A 23,389-nucleotide genomic window follows, 5' to 3' on the forward strand; every position below is an offset into this window, starting at 1 on the left:
AGATCCGTGTTTAGATCGATCACCTAAGATCTAGGCCGACCTGCAACCAAGGAACAAATAAGGAGAGGTTCTTTGCTTCTTATTTCTTAAAAACTAATCTGTTTATCAAAAAATAAAACGGCTTCTCAAAACCAAAACAAGAGCGTCTGCTTTTTTATTCTTGCTATAAATAAAAAACCCTGCCGAATCGGCAGGGCTTTTGAATTCAGCTTGAAAGCTAATAAAATAATCTAGTTAAAGATTAAATTACTCAGCTTCGATGCTTACAAACTTACGGTTTTTAGGACCTTTAACAGCAAATTTCACTTTACCTTCAGTAAGAGCGAAAAGAGTGTGGTCTTTACCGATGCCAACGTTTGTGCCAGCGTGGAACTTAGTACCACGTTGACGAACGATGATGTTACCTGCAAGAACAGATTCACCACCAAAACGCTTAACACCAAGACGTTTGCTTTCTGAATCGCGGCCGTTATTAGTAGAACCGCCAGCTTTTTTATGTGCCATTGTTAAACTCTCCTAATACTTAAGCGTTAATGCCAGTGATTTTCACTTCAGTGAACCACTGACGGTGACCAGCTTGCTTACGCGAGTGCTTACGACGACGGAACTTAACGATTTTTACTTTATCGCCACGACCGTGTTGTACTACTTCTGCAGTAACCTTGCCACCTTCAACAAGAGGTGCACCAACAGCGATTTCTTCGCCGTTAGCAACAAGAAGAACTTTATCAAATTCAACAGTTGCACCAGTTTCAACGTCTAATTTCTCTAAACGAAGTGTTTGACCTTCGCTTACTCGGTGTTGTTTGCCACCAGATTGGAAAACAGCGTACATATTTTACTCCGCTTTTTCCGCACAGCCTATGGTTGTTAATTGTACAACTCGGGTGTGCGCTAAACTAATCAATAGGGCGCAGATTCTACGGGAATCATGGCGCTATGACAAGCCATATTTTTAAAAAATTGGCGAAAACCTGTTCGCCAAAGAAAAGTGCGGCAATCATGCCCTTTAGCGATGTATTAATCAACGTTTTTTAGTGTATTATTCAACAATTAAATACAACGTATAAGCCTTACAGGGTCTAACTTCAGCCGGATGAACAATGGATTTTAAAGCTATCCAAACGCTTACTGCCAATGATATGGCAAAAGTGAATGAAACAATTCAAGCCCAACTTAATTCTGACGTAAGTTTAATCAACCAGCTTGGTTTTTATATCGTTAGCGGTGGTGGCAAACGCCTACGCCCTTTGCTTGCTCTTTTATCTGCTCGCGCACTTGGTTATCAAGGTGAAGCTCATATCACCTCTGCAGCCTTTATCGAGTTTATTCACACCGCAACCCTGCTTCACGACGATGTTGTCGATGAATCAGACATGAGACGCGGTAAAGCGACGGCCAATGCCGCTTTTGGTAATGCCGCTAGCGTTTTGGTGGGTGACTTTATCTACACACGCTCATTCCAAATGATGACAACGCTAGGATCTTTAAAGATCCTTGAGCTAATGAGTGAAGCGGTAAACGTGATTGCCGAGGGTGAAGTTCAACAATTAATGAACTGCAATAACCCAGACACCACAGAAGAAAGCTACATGCAGGTGATCTACTCTAAGACTGCTCGTTTGTTCGAAGCTGCGACCCAAATCGGTGCGATTCTTACTGAGTCATCACCAGAGATCGAAACAGCAATGCAGAACTATGGTAAATACCTAGGCACCGCTTTCCAACTGATTGACGATGTGATGGATTACACTGCAGATGGTAAAGAGATGGGTAAAAACGTTGGTGACGATCTAGCCGAAGGCAAACCAACACTGCCTCTACTTTACGCAATGCATAATGGCTCTCCTGAACAAGCAAGCATGATTCGTGAAGCGATTGAGAAAGCGAACGGCATGGAACGTCTTGACGATATTATGGCTGTAATGAAAGAGACAGGCTCTTTAGAGTACACAACAAATAAAGCCTACGAAGAGGCCGATAAAGCCATCGCTGAGCTTTCTGTACTTCCTGGCTCAGAATATAAGCAAGCTCTAACCACGCTCGCACACTTAGCTGTTAAACGCAGTAAGTAAGCAGGTTAATAGACAACTCGCTTCTAGCTTCTATATAAATAACAAAAAGAGCCTCAGGGCTCTTTTTTTTTGGTTTTCAACAAATATTTGTAGGTGAGCCAAATTCAATATCGACTGGCTTCTAATGATAACGGCAGTTGTGCTTCAATCTCTTCAAGCTCTTCCATTGGCACCGCGTACTGCTCATGCCCGTTGTAAGTCTCTACTAGCGCGTACTGCTCTTGCTCATCAATTACCAATACTTTTCCTAAGTGCCCCAAATATTCGACATTCATACCCTTCTGAACAGTAGCCATAACATTTACCTTCACATTAATTGTAAAGCTAAATACGAGTAGCTTGAACTTCAGGATCAAAAAAGCCGATCATAATGACCGGCCCTTATTAATTAGCTTAAGTCTGAGTTAAATAGCGTTTCGCTTATTTAGCGAATTCAACACCAATCTCGATGTCACCATTTAGCGTTTCAAGCATGCTATCTAAAGCGTTACGTTCGAAGTCACTTAGCTCACCGTAGCTAAGGATCGCTTCAGCGCCCTCTTTGCCTAGTTTAACTGGCTGTGCGAAGAATGGAGCGTGCTCGCCTTCACCTTCAACGTATGCACATTCAATCACGTTTTCTTCACCTTGAAGTGCTTTAACTAGTGCAAGACCGAAACGACAAGCCGCTTGACCCATAGACAGTGTCGCACTGCCGCCGCCAGCTTTAGCTTCTACTACTTCAGTACCTGCATTTTGGATGCGAGTCGTTAGCGCTGCAATTTCTTCATCAGTGAACTCTACGCCTTCAACTTGAGAAAGTAGAGGAAGAATCGTTACGCCTGAGTGACCACCGATAACAGGAACACGGATGTCGCCTGGATCTTTGTCTTTTAGTTCAGCAACGAACGTTTCAGAACGAATCACATCAAGAGTCGTAATACCGAATAGACGACGCTTGTCGTAAACGCCCGCTTTCTTCAGTACTTCAGCCGCGATTGGCACTGTTGTGTTTACTGGGTTAGTAATGATACCAACACAAGCAGTCGGACAAGTAACTGCGATTTTCTCTGCAAGAGACTTAACAATGCCAGCGTTCACATTGAAAAGATCCGCACGATCCATACCAGGCTTACGAGCAACACCCGCTGAAATAAGTACAACATCCGCACCTTCTAGTGCTGGTGTTGGATCTTCACCCGCGTAACCTTTGATCGAAACAGGCGTTGGGATATGGCTAAGATCGGCAGCAACACCCGGTGTTACCGGAGCGATGTCGTAAAGTGCAAGATCTGAACCAGCAGGTAGGCGGTTCTTAAGTAGTAGGGCTAGGGCTTGACCGATGCCACCAGCGGCACCAATAACAGCTACTTTCATTGTTATTCTCCTTGAGAGCTTTCTCTTATAGATTCTTTGTAGGGTAATTCTTGAGCTAAATCTAAGTTAAAAAACTATATTAATCACAAAGTGATTACAATCAATTAACGCTAGCTTTGCGACTTCGCGCAAGTCAATAAAACCGTGCTACACAGCAAGTTCGCATTATGGCGATAATCGACTGAAATAACAAAATAAGTCGTCGCAAATAACACATTATTCTATTAAATATTTACAGTGATATGACTAACAAATTACAGGGATGTTTTGGCTAAAATTGAATATGTATGCGAAAATATGCAAACATCTTTGTTAATGAATAAGAATGACATATGCGCAATACAGAAAAGCAAGACAACTTAGTTCGTGCATTTAAAGCCTTACTAAAAGAAGAACGTTTTGGCTCACAAGGCGAAATTGTGGATGCCCTAAAACACGAAGGTTTTGAAAGCATCAACCAGTCTAAAGTCTCGCGTATGTTAACCAAGTTTGGTGCCGTTCGAACTCGTAACGCAAAAATGGAGATGGTTTACTGTCTTCCTGCTGAGCTAGGTGTTCCGACCGTTTCTAGCTCTCTAAGAGAATTAGTACTAGATATTGACCACAACAATGCATTGGTGGTGATACACACAGGTCCTGGTGCGGCGCAGCTGATTGCTCGTTTATTAGACTCACTAGGTAAGTCGGAAGGTATACTGGGCGTAGTCGCAGGTGATGATACTATCTTCATTACCCCAACGTTATCGGTTACCACTAAGCAACTGTTTGATTCAGTGTGTGAACTGTTTGAATACGCAGGATAATTGATCGCTGTTTCATAACTATCAGCCTTATTAATGGATCACGAGTATCTATTTGCTTCGTGATCCAAATCACATCCTAGAATATCCATACCTCCCTTCCAAAATCACACTAAACCATTGATTTTAAAAAACTCAGTAGCAAATCAAACACGAGATCAAGACATCATTTGTTAGATTTTTTAGCTATATCTTTTAACATTCGAGTAATTTTCTGCCAATTTTTGATATTATTCAGCCACTTTTTCATCACATGGATTGAAAAAGGTGCCGTTTCCAAATAGGAAACTCCTGAAGCAACTACACTTGTTTCAGGGTTAATAATGAATAAAGGAAGGGAAATTCATGGCATTTACCAAACTTATTAAAGTTGGTGCTATTGCAGCTGCTGTAATGGGCGCTGGCGCTGTTAACGCTCAAGAGTTCATCACGATTGGTACTGGTTCAGTTACGGGTGTTTACTACCCAACTGGTGGTGCGATTTGTAAGCTAGTGAACAAGGGCCGCAAAGACCACAACATTCGTTGTTCTGTAGAGTCTACTGGTGGTTCAATCTACAACGTTAACACCATCCGTGCTGGTGAACTAGATTTCGGTGTTGTTCAATCGGACTGGCAATACCACGGCTACAACGGTACAAGTAAGTTCAAAGATCAGGGCGAATACAAGAAACTTCGCGCGATGTTCTCTCTACATACAGAACCGTTCAACATCATCGCTCGTACTGATGCTGGCATCAACAATGTGTCTGACCTAGCAGGTAAGCGTGTAAACATTGGTAACCCAGGTTCTGGTGACCGTGCAACGATGGGTGTTGTAATGGACGCTATGGGCTGGACTAACGACAGCTTCAAGCTTGCTTCTGAACTTAAAGGTTCTGAGCGTTCACAAGCACTTTGTGATAACAAGATTGATGCATTCATCTACATGGTTGGTCACCCGAACGGATCAATCAAAGAAGCAACAACGTCTTGTGATGCAAAACTGGTTTCAGCAACAGGTCCACAGATCGACAAGATCGTAGCTGAAAACCCATACTACGCTTACAGCACAGTTCCTGCTGGTATGTACCGTGGTACTGACGCTGACGTAAACAGCTTCGGTGTTGCAGCTACTATGGTAACAACTTCAGACGTTTCTGAAGAAGTTGCATACAACGTTGCTAAGGCAGTATTTGAAAACTTTGACACTTTCAAACGCCTACACCCAGCATTTGCTAACCTGAAAAAAGAAGACATGGTTAAAGCGGGTATCTCTATCCCGCTTCACCCAGGCGCAGCAAAATACTACAAAGAAGTGGGCCTTCTAAAGTAACTCTACTTTAAGCCTACTACACCAATAAGGAGGCTAGCCCTCCTTATTGGCTTTTCACGTTTTATAAAAATAATTTAAGTGAAAAGAACAGCCCTTTAAGTTTCTCCAATTTGGAGGACTTACCTTCGTATCAAGCCTAAGACAAAGACGAACAAAAAACGCATTTCCCTATCCATTCACTACACTAGATAGGAAATAAATAACGTTTGGTTGTTCGTAAGAAAAGGCAGACCATCAATAATAAGGATAAAGTACATGACGCAGACAACATCACCGTCTCCAGATGTGCAAGAAATGGTGGCACAATCAGATACTGGTGCGCGTAGCCCTCGTGGTATCCAAGGCCGTATTTTATGGTTTGTGCCTCTATGTTGGTCACTGTTCCAACTTTGGTATGCATCTCCGCTGCCGTTCATTTTTAACTTCGCAATTTTAAACGACACTGAAGCTCGAGCAATTCACCTTACGTTTGCTATTTTCCTAGCCTTTACCGCTTATCCAGCTATGAAGAATTCGCCTAGGGATCGCATCCCCGCAGTCGATTGGATATTAGCGCTTGTAGGTAGCTTTTCAGCTTCTTATATCTATATTTTCTATACTGAACTCGCTGAGCGATCGGGCGCACCAACAACATTCGATATTGTTGCGGCTGTATTCGGTATGGTTTTACTGCTTGAAGCAACACGACGCGCTTTGGGTCCACCTCTTATGGTTGTGGCAGCAGTATTCCTACTTTATACCTTTGGCGGCCCTCACATGCCGGACGTTATTGCCCACAAAGGTGCGAGCCTGAACAAGGCAATGTCGCATCTGTGGCTAACAACTGAAGGTGTATTCGGTGTGGCACTTGGCGTATCAACGTCATTCGTATTCTTGTTTGTACTGTTTGGTGCAATGCTAGAACGTGCTGGCGCCGGTGCTTACTTTATTAAAGTTGCATTCTCACTGCTTGGTCACATGAAAGGCGGCCCAGCGAAAGCAGCCGTTGTCGCATCAGGTCTGTCTGGTTTGGTATCAGGTTCATCTATCGCGAACGTGGTAACCACGGGTACCTTTACTATCCCGCTAATGAAGCGTGTTGGTTTCCCGGGCACAAAAGCCGGTGCGGTAGAAGTCGCGGCTTCAACCAATGGTCAATTAACACCACCTATCATGGGTGCAGCAGCCTTCTTGATGGTTGAGTATGTGGGCATTTCGTATGTAGAAGTAATCAAAGCCGCGCTACTGCCCGCTCTGATCTCTTACATCGCTCTGATTTACATTGTTCATCTAGAAGCATGTAAAGCAGGTATGACTGGCCTACCTCGTCGCCACACACCAACTATCGTACAAAGCTTACTGTCTTTCACGGGTACCATTTTAGGTCTGTGTGTTATCAGTGCCGCAGTTTACTACGGTGTCGGTTGGACGAAAGATGTCTTTGGCGATGCTGCAACACCAATCGTAACGGTGGCTCTATTAGTCGCTTATGTCGCTCTGGTTCGTGTATCAGCAAAATACGCAGCTGAAGGCGGCATGGAAATCGATGCGGATCTCAAAGAAGTTCCGGATCCAGGTCCAACAATTAAGTCTGGCCTGCACTTCCTATTGCCTATCGTGGTGCTTGTTTGGTGTTTAACAGTTGAACGTTTCTCTCCAGGTCTGTCGGCATTCTGGGCGACCGTGTTCATGATCTTCATTCTGATCACTCAGCGTCCGTTAATGACTCTGATGAACAAATCAGACGATCTTGCAGAGCAAACTAAAGCTGGCTTCGTTGATCTCGCAGAGAGCTTGGTTTCAGGCGCACGTAACATGATTGGTATCGGTGTCGCGACAGCGGCTGCAGGTACGGTTGTAGGCGTGGTGACTCTAACGGGTATCGGTCTAGTAATGACGGACTTCGTTGAGTTTATCTCAGGCGGTAGCATCATTCTTATGTTGCTATTCACTGCAGTAATCAGCTTGATCTTAGGTATGGGCTTGCCAACAACGGCGAACTACATCGTTGTATCAACGCTGATGGCTCCGGTAATCGTGACCCTAGGCGCTGCGCACGGCTTGATCATTCCATTGATTGCGGTTCACTTATTCGTGTTCTACTTCGGTATTCTTGCGGATGATACACCTCCGGTAGGTCTCGCGGCGTTTGCAGCAGCGGCAATTGCGAAATCAGATCCGATTCGTACTGGTATCCAAGGCTTCACCTATGATATCCGTACCGCAATTCTACCTTTCATGTTCATCTTCAATACTCAACTACTACTGATGGGCATTGATTCTTGGTGGCACTTAGCACTAACGATTTTCTCATCTGTGACTGCGGTACTTATCTTCGCAGCTGCAACACAAGGTTGGTGGTTCACCAAGAACAAGTGGTGGGAAACGGTGCTGCTTATTGCATTAACCTTCACTTTCTTCCGCCCTGGCTTCTGGTGGGACATGATTTACCCAGAGAAAGTTCTTTCACCTGGAGTTGAGATTGCTCAAATCACGGAAAAGCTGGATGTGGGACAATCACTTGAACTTAGAGTGGGTGGCGAAAACTTAGAAGGTGACTATTCTGAAAAGACAGTTCGCCTGCCGTTTGAAGATTCTGCGACCTCAAGTGAAGATCGTATTGCCTCTATGGGTCTAATGCTGACTGAATCAGAAGGCAAGATGATTGTTGATATGGTTGAGTTCGGTAGCCCAGCAGAAGCGGCTGGTATTGATTTCGATTGGGAAATCAAATCCGTTATCCAAGATGCAGATCGACCAATGAAAGAGTGGGTATTCTTACCAGCTCTGATCATTTTGATTGGTTTAGCGATGAACCAAAGAAGACGTGCTCGTAAGGATGAGATTAGCGCGTAATGGATAAGGCTGAGTAGTGCTTAGCGCTATTTGGCTTTATTACATGGAAAGGATAATTACAGTGCTAAGTGAAAGCTTAGCGCTGATTAAAAAGAGACGAATACATGTATAAACAAATCCTTGTTCCTGTTGATCTTAATGACAAAGGCTTTTCTGATAAGGCAGTCGAACTGGCGGTATGGCACGCAAAACACAGCAATGCTGAAATCCACATTCTGAACGTACTACCAGGCATTCACATGTCGATGGTGGCGTCTTACTTCCCGAAAGATGCAGCGAACCAAATGAAGCTTGATGTTAAAAATCAGCTGAAAGAGTTTGCTGACAAGCACATTGACGATGAAGTGGTGTATAAAGTTCACGTTGCCGAAGGCAAGACTTACACAACGATTCTAGATTACGCAGAAAAACTGGGCGCTGACCTTATCGTGATGCCTAGCCATAAGCGTTCGAAAATCGACAAAGTTGTGCTTGGTTCTGTTGCAAGCAAAGTGGTACAGAACTCACCAATCAATGTATTGGTAGTTAAGCCGCAAGGCTAAATCACTTAATCGACACAACGATCTAAAAAGGTTGGCCTAAAAGCCAACCTTTTTTGTTTTTCGTTCACGCAATTTAATTCTTCAATCAACTCACTAAGTTCTGCGGATTACCCGCAACAAACCCATCAATATTGTCGATTAAGATATCAGACAGCTTTTGAATTGAACTGTCACTGCCCCACGCCACATGTGGAGTGAGTAATAAGTTCGGTAAGTGGCTATTAGCCAATAGTGGATTTGAGTTGTCGGCTGGCTCTTGTGTAAACACATCCATACCTGCGCCTGCAATCTCATGTTTTTTCAAAGCCTCAACTAGGGCTTGTTCATCTACTAGACCTCCGCGCCCGGCATTAATTAATACCGCGCTCGATTTCATCATTGTGAGCTCTCGCTCTGAAATCAGATTTTGGGTCGCATCAGTCAATGGGCAATGTAGACTGATCGCATCCGCTTGCTTCAATACCGTATCAAAAGGTAGATACCCTTCTCGACAAGACTCTGCTCCTTTTCGCTCGGCAAACATCACCTTCATACCAATCGCTTTGGCTAACATTGCGGTGGCTTGACCTAAGCTGCCACTCCCCATCAACCCCAGTGTGCTGCCAGCCACATCTTGAATCGGATGAGTAAAGAAGCAGAACTGCTTGTCCTTTTGCCACTCGCCCGCCTCAATGTCTTTATGATAACCAACAAGGTTTCGTTTAAGTGCAAACAGCATTGCGATGACATGTTCAGGAACCGATTGAATCGCATAGCCTTGCACGTTTGTCACTGCAATGTTTTTAGATTTGCAGTATTCCACATCGACATTATTGACACCGGTCGCTGAAACCGCGATCAACTTGAGTTTTTTCGCACCAGCGAGATTCGACTCATTGAGCACTACCTTGTTAGTGATCACCACATCAGCTTCTTCAACTCGCTCTGATACTTGCTCAGGAGCTGTGAAATCATACTCTACCCATTCATGCTCAAAGCTCAGAGGCTTTAAATGAATTTGAGATGGGATAGTCGCTCTATCGAGAAACACAACTTTCAGCGTTGGCATTCTTCTTCCTTGGTTAGATCTATGAATCAGTCCATTCTAAGCTTTTAGCTTACTGTAGTCTGGAAGCTCAGGCGCAATTTCAAAGTGCTGTTCGATTTGTGGCGATGCTTGAGGATAAAACTCACACGGAACAAAGGCTTTGAATAACTGATCATTGGCCGGGTGATAAAAACTGAGTTCACACGCGTGCAGAGCTAACCTCTCGCTATAGATAAATGCATCTGGCGTTGCATAAAACTCATCACCCACAATCGGTGCGCCTATTTCCATGCAATGCACTCTCAATTGGTGAGAACGCCCGGTAATTGGCAGTAACTTAAGTAAAGTCGTTTGGAGTTCTTGCTGTTCTACCACATAACGAGTCTGAGATGATTTACCATCCTCGAAACACACTTTCTGCTTCGGCCGGTTTGGCCAATCGCAAATAAGAGGGAGGTCAATCAAACCTTCAGCTTCTTCTACTGAACCCCATACTCGGGCGTAATAGAGTTTGTGTGTCAGTCGATATTGAAATTGCTTCTTCAAATGACGCTCAGCTTGTTTGTGTTTAGCGAGCAGCATCAAGCCTGAGGTCGACATGTCCAATCGATGAACGACTTGAATCTCTGGAAATTCGACAACTAACCGACTCCACATGCTGTCGTAATGCTCAGGTAACCTACCCGGAACAGAAAGCAGGTCTGCAGGCTTGTTCACCACAAGAATATCGTCATCTTGATAAACAATATCAATCCACGGTTCACGTGGTGGTGTGTACTGTTCTAACGCCATTGAAGCCTCTTAATTGCTAGTGAACAAATAATTCACGGTTGATTCGTTTATAAATAAATACAATTTTCAATATTTTCGTACATAAAAGTTGACGGCTTTACAAAACATGGTATTGATAGGGTAACAGATAATAAGAAGTCAGCATCAAAGGAAAAATGATGGAAAGTACGGTTAAAACCACCAACACAAAAACACCAACCTCAGCTCCCCTATCAAGTTTAATTAAGTCTCTTGGCCCAGGCGTTATGATGGCCGCAGCGGCTGTAGGTGGTTCTCACTTAGTCGCCTCAACCAAGGCGGGTGCGATTTATGGTTGGCAGCTTGCCGCTCTCATTATCCTCGTTAACGTATTTAAATATCCATTCTTCAGAGCCGGCATCCAATACACGCTAGGAACGGGTCAAAGCTTGGTGGAAGGTTACTCTAACCTAGGCCGCCCATACCTTGTGATCTTTTCGATCTTGAGTGCCATATCTGCGGTCGTGAATACCGCTGCCCTGCTATTATTCAGTGCAAGCCTACTCAGTTACTTTGTTCCTTTCGATTTAGCCACTAGCACCTTGTGCATGATCGTTTTAGCGACCTGTTTGATCATTCTGTTTGCTGGCCATTATCGTGCTCTAGATACACTATCTAAAGCGATCATGGCGATCTTAACCATCACAACCTTAGCTGCAGTCGCCATTGCTATCGGCTCTCCAGTCGAACCTGATGCTGCTTTTGTTCCACCGTCGCCTTGGTCATTGGCTGCTATTGGTTTTATCGTGGTGACCATGGGTTGGATGCCTGCGCCTATCGAAATATCAAGCATCACCTCTATGTGGCTAAAAAGCCAAAAAGAGAAGCAGGAAGTGACCGCACAATCAGCGCTGTTCGACTTTAACGTTGGCTACATTGGTACGGCGCTGCTTGCTTTAGTATTCGTTGCGTTAGGCGCGCTAGTACTTCACGGTTCGGGAGTTGAACTGTCTCGCTCCGGTGTTGGCTTTACTCATCAATTGGTCGGCATCTACGCTTCGACAATTGGTGAATGGTCTCGCCCGTTAATCGCTCTTATCGCTTTCTTCTGTATCTTTGGTAGCACCATTACCGTTATCGATGGCTACTCACGCGTGCTTGCTGAATCACAACGTCTATTATTCAAAAAAGATTCAAGCCCAAGAATGCTGCAAGGCTGGATAATCATTGTCTCTATCGCGGCACTCGCGATTGTGATGTTCTTTAGCGCAGCACTGATGCCTATGCTCGATTTCGCAATGGTACTCGCGTTTGCAACAACGCCATTCTTCGCGCTGCTTAACTTCATCCTAGTGAATAAGGCTAAGCTTCCAGAAGCACTAGCCATTGGCAGCAAACTAAAATGGTTGTCTGTAGCAGGTCTTGTTTACCTATTTGGTTTCCTAGCGGTATTTGTTTGGTGGAAGTGGTTAATGTAACCAGCTACTTGAATTGTTAATTAAGCTACAGATACAAATAAGGCCTTCATAATGAAGGCCTTATTTCGTTGAAGCATTTCGCTAATTCAAAACTAGTTGTGAGAAACCACAATCAAGCGTAATGAATCTAGCTGAACCTGAGCTTTGCTGATGTAACCGGTCAGTTCATTGATTTGAGCTTCGATTACCTCTAGCTCTTCATCACGAATATTAGGATTCACGGCTTTAAGCGCTTGTAGACGCTCTAATTCACCGTTCAGGTTAGTCTGCATATCTCGTTGAGCTTGTTCACGCACTTCTTCCACTTTAGGAAGTACGTGCGTCTCACCCGCTTCGATTAGCTTGTGAATTTCACCTTGTACCGAGTTAACTAGCTTGCTCGCTAGGTGACGGTTTACAGGGCTTAATTGACGGTTAAAGCTGTCGAACTCAACCTGAGCTGATAAGTCATTACCACGGCCATCCATCATCAAACGAATTGGCGTCTTAGGCAAGAACTGGCTGATACCGCTGCGTTTCGGCGCTTGCGCATCCACAAGGTAAACCAGCTCAAGCAGGATAGTACCCACTGGCAGCGCTTTGTTTTTCAGTAGTGATACCGCTGATGCACCAACACCTTCACTCAGTAGCAGATCGATACCGCCCTGAATCATTGGGTGTTCCCAGCTAATGAAGTTCATGTCTTCACGAGAAAGCGCAGTATCACGATCAAACGTGATGGTTGCGCCTTCGTATGGTAAGCCTGGGTAGCTTGGCACCATCATGTGCTCAGACGGCGTTACAACCAGAGCATTCTCACCCTTGTCGTCTTGGTTCAAGCCAATCGTATCGAACAGGCTTAGTGCAAACGTTACTAGGTTAGTGTCGCCGTCAGTCGAGGCAATCTTCTCTGCAATTTCATGCGCTTTGTCGCCGCCGTTTGAGTGCATTTCTAATAGGCGATCACGGCCTTTTTCTAGATCTGATTTCAGGCTTTGATTTAGCTTGGCAGACTCTTCAATCACTTCATCAAGTTGCTCAGTGTTACCAGAAGCCAGCATCTCAATAAGAACATCTGAGTACTTATCGTAAACCGTGCGACCCGTTGGGCACGTCTCTGCAAATGCGTTCAGACCTTCATCGAACCAACGCGCAAGAATCGCCTGTGATGTGCCTTTTAGGTAAGGAACATGAATGTCGATATCACGCAGCTGACCAATACGGTCCAAACGACCAATACGTTGCTCAAGCAAGTCTGGGTTGAATGGAAGATCGAACATCACAAGTTGGTTAGCGAACTGGAAGTTACGACCTTCAGAGCCGATTTCACTACAGATAAGAACCTGAGCGCCGCCCTCTTCTTGAGCAAAGTAAGCCGCAGCTTTATCACGCTCTAGAATCGACATGCCTTCGTGGAATACAGTTGCACGTACACCTTCACGCTCACGCAGTGCTTGCTCTAATTGAAGAGCCGTACTTGCACGAGAGGCGATCACTAGGATTTTCTCGCTGCGCTTGTCTTGGATCTTTTCAATCAACCAGTTAACACGTGAGTCGAACTGCCACCAGCTTGAATCTTCACCTTCAAACTCTTGGAAGATCTCTTCTGGATACAGCATCTTCATTGCACGAGCTTCGGGAGCCATTTTGCCACCGATCATGCCAGATACACGCATTGAGGTTGTGTACTGCGTTGGAATCTCCATCGGCAGTAGGTTTACATTACGCTTAGGGAAGCCTTTGATTGCAGCACGTGTGTTTCTGAAAAGAACACGGCCAGTACCATGGCGATCCATAAGGTTATCAATCAATTCTTGGCGAGCTAACGCTTGCTCTTCTTCGCTGCTATCACCTTCGATAACGCGGAATAGAGGCTCAACATCTTGCTCAGAAAGCAGTTCCGTAATCTGGTTCTTCGCGCTGTTTTCAAGCTTCACTCCAGAGAACAGAGCCGTTACTGCATCAGCAACCGGTGCGTATTGGTCTTCTTCTTCAACGAATGCTTCGTAATCGTAGAAGCGATCAGGATCAAGCAGACGCAGACGTGCAAAGTGGCTCTCACGACCAAGCTGTTCAGGCGTTGCTGTTAGTAGTAGCACACCAGACGTATTTTCCGCTAAGCCTTCAACCACTTGGTATTCACGGCTTGGTTTGTCTTGGCTCCACTCAAGGTGGTGCGCTTCATCGACAACCAACAAGTCCCACTCGCCTTCAAGTGCTTGCTCGTAGCGCTTACGGCTCTTACGTAGGAAGTCCAAAGAACACAGAACGTACTGCTGGGTATCAAACGGGTTGTCTGATTCAGCAAACGCTTCAATACAACGCTCTTCATCGAAGATAGAAAAATGCAGGTTGAAACGGCGCATCATCTCTACTAACCATTGGTGTTGTAGAGTTTCAGGAACCACAATCAGAATGCGTTCAGCACGGCCAGACAGCACCTGTTGGTGGATGATCATGCCCGCTTCGATGGTTTTACCTAGGCCCACTTCATCAGCCAGTAAAACGCGCGGAGCGTGACGACGACCCACTTCATGAGCGATGTATAGCTGATGAGGGATCAAGCCAGCACGCATACCACACAAGCCACGCATCGGGCTCTTGTGTTGTTGGTACTGGTTGCTTAGCGCACGGTAACGCAACACAAAGTTATCCATACGGTCGATTTGACCTGCGTATAGCTTATCTTGTGGCTTGTTAAAGCGGATCTGGTTGCTTAAGAAGATTTCACGCAGAGTGACTTCTGTTTCTTGGGTATCTTCGCGAGTACCTAAGTAGGTTAGCAGCCCTTTGTCTTCGATAACTTCTTCGACAGACAGAGACCAACCTTCTTGGCATTCGATGACATCGCCTACATTAAACGTTACTCGGGTTACGGGAGCATCAGTACGTGCATAAACACGGTTTTCTTCTGACGCTGCAAACATTAGTGTCACTGTGCGAGCATCCATTGCTACAACGGTACCTAAACCTAAATCGCTCTCCGTATCGCTTATCCAGCGTTGCCCCAAAGCAAATGTCATGAATCGACTACCTCAATCTTATAGTTGGAATTTGGTCTTCTTAACTGCAGTTTCAAACAAGAACGTTATCGCTCCTGAACTAAAAATATAGCCAAAAATGTCTAGTTTGCAGCCACTTTTTAAGTGCGCTCTCAATAATAAATATCTCGAGAAAATGGTGCAGAAAAAGGTCGCTAATCTTACTCGATGCTGTGATTTAGGTCACGCCTAAAGGAGATGATTTCATGCTTTTTTTCTGTTTTCGCCAGTGCAATCAAACTGTCAAAAATTCATGGTTAATCTATAGGTAGCAGATTGCTGCTCTCAAACGAATACACCATATTCACTCGTAACGATATGGTGCTGTTCCTCTAGATGAAGTTTAGGTGAGTAGTTGACTATCACCAGAATCAGATACTAATCTTTATATGAGCTTTATCTACGTTCAATGAATGCAAGGCAAGCCGCACGTCGGCAAGGAGATGCTATGGGCGAGACCAACCGGAAGCTATTTGTTTTAGACACCAATATCCTACTTCACGAACCCTTCGCTATATTTTCTTTCCAAGAGCACGATGTCGTTATCCCCATGACAGTGCTAGAAGAACTCGACAGAATCAAAGACAGTAAAAGAGACGTTGCTCGAGATGCGAGAATTGCGATTCGAACGCTCGAAGACCTGTTCAGGGAAGCCACACCAGACCAAATATCGGAAGGCATCCCTTTTTCTAAAGACATAAATGCATCTGGCAGTATTTCAATACTCGCTGACTACGAACTTCAAGAAAGCATCAAAGCCTTTGCCGATGACAAGGCGGGCGATAACCGAATCCTCAACGCTGTCCTCTATCTTCAAAATAAACGCGCACCACGCGAAGTGGTTCTCATCACCAAAGACATCAATATGCGTTTACGAGCAAAAGGCGCCGGTGTACGTTTTGTTGAAGACTATCAAACTGACCAACTGATTGATGATATCCAATACCTCACCAAAGGCTTCCAACAACTGGAAGGCTCATTTTGGGATGGTATCGATAATGTCGAGAGCAGAAGTTTAGGCGGCAAGACGCTGCACACCTTAGCAAGAGCGCCGTTCGAGCCAACCTTCCTCAACCAATATGTGATTGACGAAGAAAGTGACTTTGCCGCTCGAGTCGAGGAGATTGAGCCGGAAAGCATTACCCTGAGAGACCTCAGCCGCGAAAGATTGATGAATCGCAGAGCATGGGACATCACACCAAAGAACGTCTATCAAGGCATGGCGATTGATGCGCTGCTCGACCCTGATATTGATCTTGTGATTCTCACTGGCGCCGCAGGTAGTGGTAAGACACTGCTTGCTATGGCTGCTGCACTTGAACAAACCATTGAACGTAAGCAATTCGATAAGATCATCGTAACCCGCAACACCCCTGATATTGGTGAATCGATAGGTTTCCTTCCGGGTACAGAGGAAGAGAAAATGTTGCCTTGGTTAGCCGCAGTGACCGATACACTGGAAGCGCTGCACAAGAACGACCACTGCACAGAAGGCTCGATGAAGTACATCTGTGACAAAGCCAATATCCAGTTCAAATCAATCAACTTCATGCGTGGCCGCTCGATTCAAAATGCCTTTGTGCTTTTGGATGAGTGTCAGAACCTCACCGCTTCACAGATAAAAACCATCATCACCCGTTGTGGTGAAGGTACTAAGATCGTCTGCTCAGGTAACTTAGCGCAGATAGATTCTTCTTACCTAACCCCTGTGACTTCAGGCTTAACCTACATGGTTGAGCGTTTTAAAAACTTCGAAGGCAGTGCCAACATCCACCTCAATGGTGTGGTGCGTAGCCGACTAGCTGAGTTTGCGGAAGAGAACATGTAGTGACTCTATACGCTCACTGAATCAGTAATCTAAAAACAAAAAGCGCCTCACATTGGAGGCGCTTTTCAATTTAATATTTTGAAGTAAGTCGGCAGAGGTTAGTCTGAATTACTCAGTACCACCAACGGTTAGCGAGTCTAGTTTCAATGTTGGTTGACCAACACCCACTGGCACACTTTGACCAGCCTTACCACACACACCCACACCACGGTCGATGCTTAGGTCGTTACCCACCATAGACACCTGCTGCATCGCTTCGATACCAGAACCGATTAGCGTCGCGCCTTTCACTGGGTGAGTGATCTTACCGTTTTCAATCATGTACGCTTCAGACGCTGAGAATACGAACTTACCTGATGTGATATCGACCTGACCGCCACCGAAGTTCGGTGCGTAGATACCTTTCTCAACCGTCGCGATGATCTCTTCCGGTGTGTGTTCGCCCGGTAGCATGTATGTATTCGTCATACGTGGCATTGGAAGATGCGCGTATGACTCACGACGACCATTACCTGTCGGTGCTACACCCATTAGACGAGCGTTCAGCTTATCTTGCATGTAACCTTTTAGGATGCCGTTTTCGATTAACGTATTGTACTGACCGTTAACACCTTCATCATCGACGTTCAATGAACCGCGTAGATCCGTTAATGTACCGTCATCGACAATCGTACATAGGCTTGAAGTTACTTGCTCACCAACTTTGCCGGAGAATACTGACGACTCTTTACGGTTGAAGTCGCCTTCTAAACCGTGGCCTACCGCTTCATGCAGCAGAACGCCCGGCCAACCAGAACCAAGAACCACAGGCATGGCACCAGCAGGCGCTGCAACCGCTTCAAGGTTAACTAATGCTTGGCGAATCGCTTCATCCGCAAATTGGTAAGCAACTTGAGTGCCTTTGTCATCACTTAAGAAGAAGTCGTAACCAAAACGGCCACCACCACCAGCGCTACCACGCTCACGACGATCACCCTTCTGTGCAAGTACGCTAATAGACAAGCGAACCAGCGGACGAATATCACCAGCGTAAGTGCCATCAGTCGCAGCAACCAGCATCTGCTCATGCACACCACTTAAACTCACCGATACTTCAGTCACCATCGGCTCTTTAGTGCGAATGTAAGCATCTAATGATTTTAGTAATTCTGTTTTCTGCTGTTTTTCCCAACTCGCAAGCGGGTTAACTGCATCATAGTAAGCTTGATTAGAGTTGCGTTTGAACGCTTGAACCTTGCCGTTTTGACCTTGTTTAGCAATACCACGAGCCGCAATTGCGCTCTGCTTAAGACCATCCAATTGGATTTGGTCAGAGTAAGCAAAACCAGTCTTTTCACCAGATACTGCACGAACGCCAACACCGCAATCGATATTGAAAGAGCCGTCTTTAATAATGCTGTCTTCTAGCACTAAAGATTCGTGCCAGCTTGACTGAAAGTAGATATCAGCATAATCAATTTGGCGGGTAGCAATACTCGCCAATGTATCTGCGATATTTTGCTCCGTAAGCCCTGTCGGGTTCAGTAGCGCTTCTTCAATTTGATTAATGCTCATAGATGGCTCTTGTTTGTAATTAAAATTGATTGGTAAATCGAGAGTGTTGCGCGATGGGCATATTTTGCCTAATGGACTCGCAACTGGATGTGTCTATCTCAACCACCATACTTTTAGGATCTTGGTCTAACTGTGCGACCACTCGTCCCCATGGATCAACCACCATTGAGTGTCCCCATGTTTCTCTTTGGCAAGGGTGTTTTCCGCCTTGACCTACCGCGACAATCCACGACTGTGTTTCAACCGCGCGGCATCTTAATAGTACTTCCCAGTGCGCTTGACCCGTTACCGCTGTAAAAGCCGCAGGCACCACAATGATTTGTGCCCCTTGCTTACGTAACTCTGAATACAAGTGTGGAAAGCGCACATCATAACAAATACTCAAACCTAAGCGACCAAAAGGCGTTTCCGCTGTCACAACTTGGTTGCCCGGAGTGAAAATATCCGACTCTCGATAGCACTTATGGGCGTCAGCGACATCCACATCAAACATGTGTAGCTTGTCGTAATGAGCAACGAGGCAACCAAAATCATCAATCACCAAGGTGGTGGTCGTCACTCCGTTAGTTGTGCTTATCGGCATACTGCCAATGACGATCCAAATTCTGTGAAGCTTTGCTAGCTCAGAGATTTTCTTTTGCAGTGGACCATCATTTAAAGGCTCAGCATACTGGTGATAGTCGGCTTTACTGCCAAAGACTAACGCGTTTTCAGGGCACACAACCCACTTAGCCCCCAACCCTTTGCACTTTGCAACTTCTTGAGCAAGGTACTCAAAGTTCAACTCAGGGCTAGGGCCAGATGTCATTTGAATCAACCCAACACAATCCATGTGTATCGCTCCTCCATTCATTATGATTCAGAAATCAGCATTTCACCGTATATTCGCTGACTCGGGCATAAGGTCTTTTCGGCTAATTTAAGGCCTATTCGGCTAATTTTCTCAGCTTCTCTGGCAGCTGAAACTCGCCAGAGCTACGAGAAAGTTCGCTCACCGTTGGTGAATCCAATGGTCCTTTCACCGAATAATTTACTTGGGTAAAGACTTCCACAACTGGCGAGATAACCGTGGTCACCGCCAATACGTACAGCGCCGTTTGAGGGGTTACCGCAAAGGCCGTTAATACGGGAATACCCGAGGTAATATCTGGGGTAAAGTTCACCTCAGCATCAACCTGACGCGTGTTGAGGTTAGCGATACCTTTGATTTTCATCTCACCTGCGACCGCATCCATGTTCAGATCATTGGTCAGGAAGATACCATTTTGAATCTCGCCCGTTCCGGTGATGCTGTTGAAGGCCATACCTTTATCAAACACATCTGAGAAATCGAGCTGCATCTTGCGGATGATCGAATCTAGGCTAAACAGGCCAAGTAATCGAGCTGCGCCGCTCACATCCGAGATAATGCCTTTACCAAACTTGGTTTTAACGTTGCCATCAAGGGTATCCATTTTGATTCCCCAAGGCGAACCATCCCAATTTAGTTGACCTTCCAACGCGAATGGCGCTTTTTGAATCCCGGAAGTAATACCAAAGCGCCCCATGAGCTCACTGTTGTTTTCGCCTTCAACATCAACCGTTAGCGCGGAATGACTCTTGTCACCGTCCAGTTCCCACCAACCGCTGACATCCGCTTTATTGCCGCCGCTTCGAACCTGAATCTTCTTCCAATCAATGCGATTATCTTGTCTGGCCATCTCAACATCGACTTTACCGACCTTATAGCCTTGCAGCCAAAAGTCGTTCAGCGTCAGGGTCAGGTTTGGCATCGCATCGTGGATCTCTCTATCCAATTTGGATATCAATGGCGCAGCTTGTTCTTTACGTTGCAGCAGTTGCTGATCTTGGTTGTTCTTATCACTCCACTCAGGAACAAACAGATGCAGACGATCCAGTGAAACTGTCAAATCATAAGGAGGCAGGTAGTTAATATCCCCTTCTAGCTCTTGGCTAGACACTTCCATTTGCCACGCCTGTTTGTTCTTACGAGCACTAAAATCGACGTCATTCCAAGAGATACTACCCAAGATCAGCTCTTTACTCTCAAAGGTAATGCGGCTTGGCGCAGGTATGGTTGGCGTGTTCATTTGACTAAGTACAGCCGTTGAAGGCTTTACCGGTTCCATTACAACCGATAACCAATCATCGGCATTGAATTTGTCTGTACGAATCAGTGCGTGATGGCCCACCACCGGGCTAATTTTGTAGCCACCGCGACCAAGCACTAAGTTGGTCGCCGTTAACTCAGGCACGTCGCCTGTGATATCAATCTCAGCTTGGTACTTGGTGTTTGGCAATTGCAGGCGCGCGGTAATCGTCTCTTGGTTACCCGATGTCTGTAGCCTTGCAGAGCCACTTTCTAGTGATTTTTTCGCCAATGGATATGGGTAATCACTCGCCAAGTATTTTAGGTCTGACTGTAAGTCTAGTTGGTAGGTAAAGCCGATATCATTCAGCTGGATATCAATCTGGCTTTGCCATTGCGCATGACCTGATAAGCGGCTTAACCATTGCTCACCGATGTAAGGTTCTAGAGGCTTGACGTCCCAATCACCTAACACATCAATATCAACTGCATAGCCAGGACCATCATTAAGGCCCTTAAAATCAAGCGAGATACCTTGGTTAAGCAGATCCGCAGCGAGGCCATTTGCCGTCACTACGTCATTATCAAATTCAATTCGACCCGTGGTGTTCTCGAGCACCATTGGCGGCGCTTCAATCTCAACATGGTTGCCACTTAAGTCGGCGTAACCCCATGCTCTTGCTTCTTTTTCAGAATCAAACGGAATATTCAGCTGGAACTCAGAAGAGACATCACCACTCACTTGAAGTGCGGTTAAGGCTGCGCCTACCGAGCCCACCAGTGGCGAAGACGTCATGTAATCGCGTACTGCGTTGCCAGACGCCGTCGCTTTAGCTTCAATTTCAATATGGCCGCCTTCCCCTAAATAAGGAATGCGTCCTGTGATTCGATCTGCCGTCACATCCATCAGTTGAGCTGAGCGAGAATCCAGATGCATCGCATCATTTTCAAACAACAGATCAAGCTGAAGATCAGTAATCAGTGGCCACGCGGTATCAAAGCTGAATTTCGCATCTTCTAAGCCAACCCAAACCTGGAAAATACCATCGTGGTTAGTGTATGGATATTGAGACAAATCACCATGCCACAACAGTTTTACGGTATCCGCTTTACCGGCTTGAATCGCAGTTGAAAGGTAGTCTGTTAGATCTTGCCCAAGAGCCAGTGTAGGTAAGTAGCGCCATGTTTCACCGACATTGTAAGCGTCCGCTTCGCCGTAGAAGGATAAAAACGGGCTCGCATCTTTTGGGAAGTCTAAGCGGAATGCGCCTAGTACTTGTAAATCGGGGGTGGCAGCTGTGATTTTGTCTGACCACAGCTTCCAGCCGTTTTCATCTTGCTGCCAAACAATATCAACCTGACCTTGTTTGATATTCAAAGGCGCTTGGAATACGTCACCATAAGGGAACACATCGTCAATAACATGCAGGCTAGCTTTCGCTTCCGAGGCCGAACCAAACACACTACCAGACACTTGGCTAAAGCCTGGGACTAGTTCCCACTGCTCGATAGCAAGATCAGAAAAACTGGCTGAATAACGTAAACTGTCAATTCCCGAACCCATGGAAACACGGATATCAGAAACAGAGCCGCCCGGCGCCAATACGTTAATCATTTTGGTTGATTGTTCAGAGTCAGGCAGCAGCTTAATCAACGGAGTAATAGTCGCAATATCCAGCTCAGAAATGTTGAGTTGCCATGGACCTTGATTCCACTTGAACGCTACGTCGAGTTCCGGCCAAGGTGTGTCATCCGTTCTAAGGTTTAGTGAGTGACCATTTACTTGCCAACCATCATCAGTCGGCGACAACTTAAAGACACCGGACTCAAGCATGAGGTCATGCTCGCCATCTTCGTTCCACGCCAGTTCTGAGGGTAAAACCTCAACATAAGCGCTCACTGGCTTGCTATTTCGCAGCGTAAGCCAGCTATTCAAGCTCACAGTACCCGTTTCAATGCCGGATTCCGCCTGCATATAATGCGTAAGCCATGGCTTAACAGAAATGCTGTCGGCACTGACATAAAACTCACCAGTCACATCAGTCAGTGACCCACCATCAATAAAGTTAGCACTCACTGACAGAGAGTTTAGATTGGCATCTTTGATACTCACCACACCTTCAGCAAGGTGATGTTTGTCTGAATTTTGCCATTTTAAGGTTTCTATATCGAGCTGACGTTCTTCACCCGAAACAGAGTGATAAAGAATAGAAGAATCTTTTGCAGTTACATCGACGAGTGTTTTTAGCAGTAAATTATCGAGCTCTTGTATCACTCGCTTGGAAGACTCGGGATCTGTAGGTTCGTCTTTGCCATTTTGTCCGGCAAACAGATCAATTGAGCGGATATCAAGATACATTTGATTCATGACTAGATCGGCCACAACCGGGCGCATCTGCACGAGCGATTGAATCAAGTCAAACTCGACTTCAACACGCTCAACAGAGAAGGTCACATCTTCTGCATTGGGGAGGCTAGCTTTAACGCCTTGCAGAGCAATAGAGGGGTGAGTGTTACGCCAAAAACCGCCCACATCTTGAATCGAAAAATCAAAACCGGAGTGTTGGTTTACCCAAAGCTCAATTTCAGATTGATACTTGTTTAAATTGGGCAAGGCTACACGCAGTGTAGTAACGGCAATGGCTAGCGTTACTAAGAGAGTAACCACTAACCATAAACATGCACGTAGAATCAGAGTAACGCTTGAGCTCACAAAATTTC

17 protein-coding genes are annotated in these 23,389 nt (G+C 45.5%); 7 read left to right on the forward strand and 10 right to left on the reverse strand.

The annotated features are described in order from the left end of the window. Positions 1 to 246: 246 nt before the first annotated feature. The gene (rpmA, locus tag AB6E78_RS09880; RefSeq protein ID WP_004735905.1) at positions 247 to 504 is read right to left on the reverse strand and encodes a 50S ribosomal protein L27; all 258 of its coding nucleotides are present in this window, start codon (positions 502 to 504) and stop codon (positions 247 to 249) included. A gap of 19 nt (positions 505 to 523) precedes the next feature. Then, positions 524 to 835: a 50S ribosomal protein L21 gene (rplU, locus tag AB6E78_RS09885; protein WP_004740823.1), complete on the reverse strand. Its 312-nt coding sequence runs from the start codon at positions 833 to 835 to the stop codon at positions 524 to 526. Between the two features lie 268 nt (positions 836 to 1,103). Here rplU and ispB point away from each other — a divergent pair, with 268 nt between their 5' ends. Further along, the gene (ispB, locus tag AB6E78_RS09890; RefSeq protein WP_372112558.1) at positions 1,104 to 2,075 is read left to right on the forward strand and encodes an octaprenyl diphosphate synthase; all 972 of its coding nucleotides are present in this window, start codon (positions 1,104 to 1,106) and stop codon (positions 2,073 to 2,075) included. Positions 2,076 to 2,179: 104 nt separating this feature from the next. On the opposite strand, the gene AB6E78_RS09895 is transcribed toward ispB, so the two are convergent. Together AB6E78_RS09895 and mdh are read right to left on the reverse strand one after the other, a co-directional pair. After that, entirely contained in the window at positions 2,180 to 2,371 is a 192-nt protein-coding gene (locus AB6E78_RS09895) for a hypothetical protein (protein WP_017061375.1), read from the reverse strand. A gap of 124 nt (positions 2,372 to 2,495) precedes the next feature. Then, positions 2,496 to 3,431, reverse strand: coding sequence for a malate dehydrogenase (gene mdh, locus AB6E78_RS09900; protein ID WP_009847834.1), 936 nt, complete (start codon positions 3,429 to 3,431; stop codon positions 2,496 to 2,498). Between the two features lie 332 nt (positions 3,432 to 3,763). On the opposite strand from mdh, the gene argR reads away from it, so the two are divergent. The 4 genes from argR to AB6E78_RS09920 all read left to right on the forward strand — a co-directional run bounded on the left by argR (position 3,764) and on the right by AB6E78_RS09920 (position 8,922). Then, positions 3,764 to 4,234, forward strand: coding sequence for a transcriptional regulator ArgR (gene argR, locus AB6E78_RS09905; protein ID WP_004740827.1), 471 nt, complete (start codon positions 3,764 to 3,766; stop codon positions 4,232 to 4,234). 342 nt (positions 4,235 to 4,576) lie between these two features. Beyond that, positions 4,577 to 5,545: a TAXI family TRAP transporter solute-binding subunit gene (locus AB6E78_RS09910; protein WP_017061374.1), complete on the forward strand. Its 969-nt coding sequence runs from the start codon at positions 4,577 to 4,579 to the stop codon at positions 5,543 to 5,545. A gap of 255 nt (positions 5,546 to 5,800) precedes the next feature. Next, complete coding sequence (locus AB6E78_RS09915) at positions 5,801 to 8,380, forward strand: TRAP transporter permease (RefSeq protein WP_102428414.1); 2,580 nt, start codon at positions 5,801 to 5,803, stop codon at positions 8,378 to 8,380. 104 nt (positions 8,381 to 8,484) lie between these two features. Next, positions 8,485 to 8,922 carry a universal stress protein gene (locus tag AB6E78_RS09920; RefSeq protein ID WP_017061372.1) on the forward strand — a complete coding sequence of 146 codons (438 nt, stop codon included), beginning with the start codon at positions 8,485 to 8,487 and terminating at the stop codon, positions 8,920 to 8,922. An 85-nt stretch (positions 8,923 to 9,007) separates the two neighbouring features. On the opposite strand, the gene AB6E78_RS09925 is transcribed toward AB6E78_RS09920, so the two are convergent. Then, on the reverse strand, positions 9,008 to 9,970 hold the full coding sequence (locus AB6E78_RS09925; protein ID WP_372111113.1) for a D-2-hydroxyacid dehydrogenase: 963 nt from the start codon (positions 9,968 to 9,970) through the stop codon (positions 9,008 to 9,010). A 36-nt stretch (positions 9,971 to 10,006) separates the two neighbouring features. After that, entirely contained in the window at positions 10,007 to 10,741 is a 735-nt protein-coding gene (locus AB6E78_RS09930; RefSeq protein WP_372111110.1) for a pseudouridine synthase, read from the reverse strand. Positions 10,742 to 10,899: 158 nt separating this feature from the next. Here AB6E78_RS09930 and AB6E78_RS09935 point away from each other — a divergent pair, with 158 nt between their 5' ends. Continuing rightward, entirely contained in the window at positions 10,900 to 12,177 is a 1,278-nt protein-coding gene (locus AB6E78_RS09935) for an NRAMP family divalent metal transporter (RefSeq protein ID WP_372111108.1), read from the forward strand. Between the two features lie 92 nt (positions 12,178 to 12,269). Here AB6E78_RS09935 and rapA read toward each other — a convergent pair whose 3' ends face one another. Then, complete coding sequence (gene rapA / locus AB6E78_RS09940) at positions 12,270 to 15,179, reverse strand: RNA polymerase-associated protein RapA (protein ID WP_017062952.1); 2,910 nt, start codon at positions 15,177 to 15,179, stop codon at positions 12,270 to 12,272. A 466-nt stretch (positions 15,180 to 15,645) separates the two neighbouring features. On the opposite strand from rapA, the gene AB6E78_RS09945 reads away from it, so the two are divergent. Then, positions 15,646 to 17,025, forward strand: a complete 1,380-nt coding sequence (locus AB6E78_RS09945; protein WP_017062953.1) for a PhoH family protein — start codon at positions 15,646 to 15,648, stop codon at positions 17,023 to 17,025. A 108-nt stretch (positions 17,026 to 17,133) separates the two neighbouring features. Here AB6E78_RS09945 and tldD read toward each other — a convergent pair whose 3' ends face one another. The 3 genes from tldD to AB6E78_RS09960 form a co-directional block, all read right to left on the reverse strand. After that, positions 17,134 to 18,579 carry a metalloprotease TldD gene (tldD, locus tag AB6E78_RS09950; RefSeq protein WP_017061366.1) on the reverse strand — a complete coding sequence of 482 codons (1,446 nt, stop codon included), beginning with the start codon at positions 18,577 to 18,579 and terminating at the stop codon, positions 17,134 to 17,136. Positions 18,580 to 18,598: 19 nt separating this feature from the next. Beyond that, on the reverse strand, positions 18,599 to 19,411 hold the full coding sequence (locus AB6E78_RS09955) for a carbon-nitrogen hydrolase family protein (protein ID WP_372111105.1): 813 nt from the start codon (positions 19,409 to 19,411) through the stop codon (positions 18,599 to 18,601). A 94-nt stretch (positions 19,412 to 19,505) separates the two neighbouring features. Beyond that, on the reverse strand, positions 19,506 to 23,381 hold the full coding sequence (locus tag AB6E78_RS09960; protein ID WP_372133356.1) for a YhdP family protein: 3,876 nt from the start codon (positions 23,379 to 23,381) through the stop codon (positions 19,506 to 19,508). Positions 23,382 to 23,389 lie beyond the last annotated feature (8 nt).

It is taken from the genome of Vibrio sp. 10N.247.310.98 (genome assembly GCF_041467395.1).
Classification (GTDB): Bacteria; Pseudomonadota; Gammaproteobacteria; order Enterobacterales; family Vibrionaceae; genus Vibrio; species Vibrio crassostreae_C.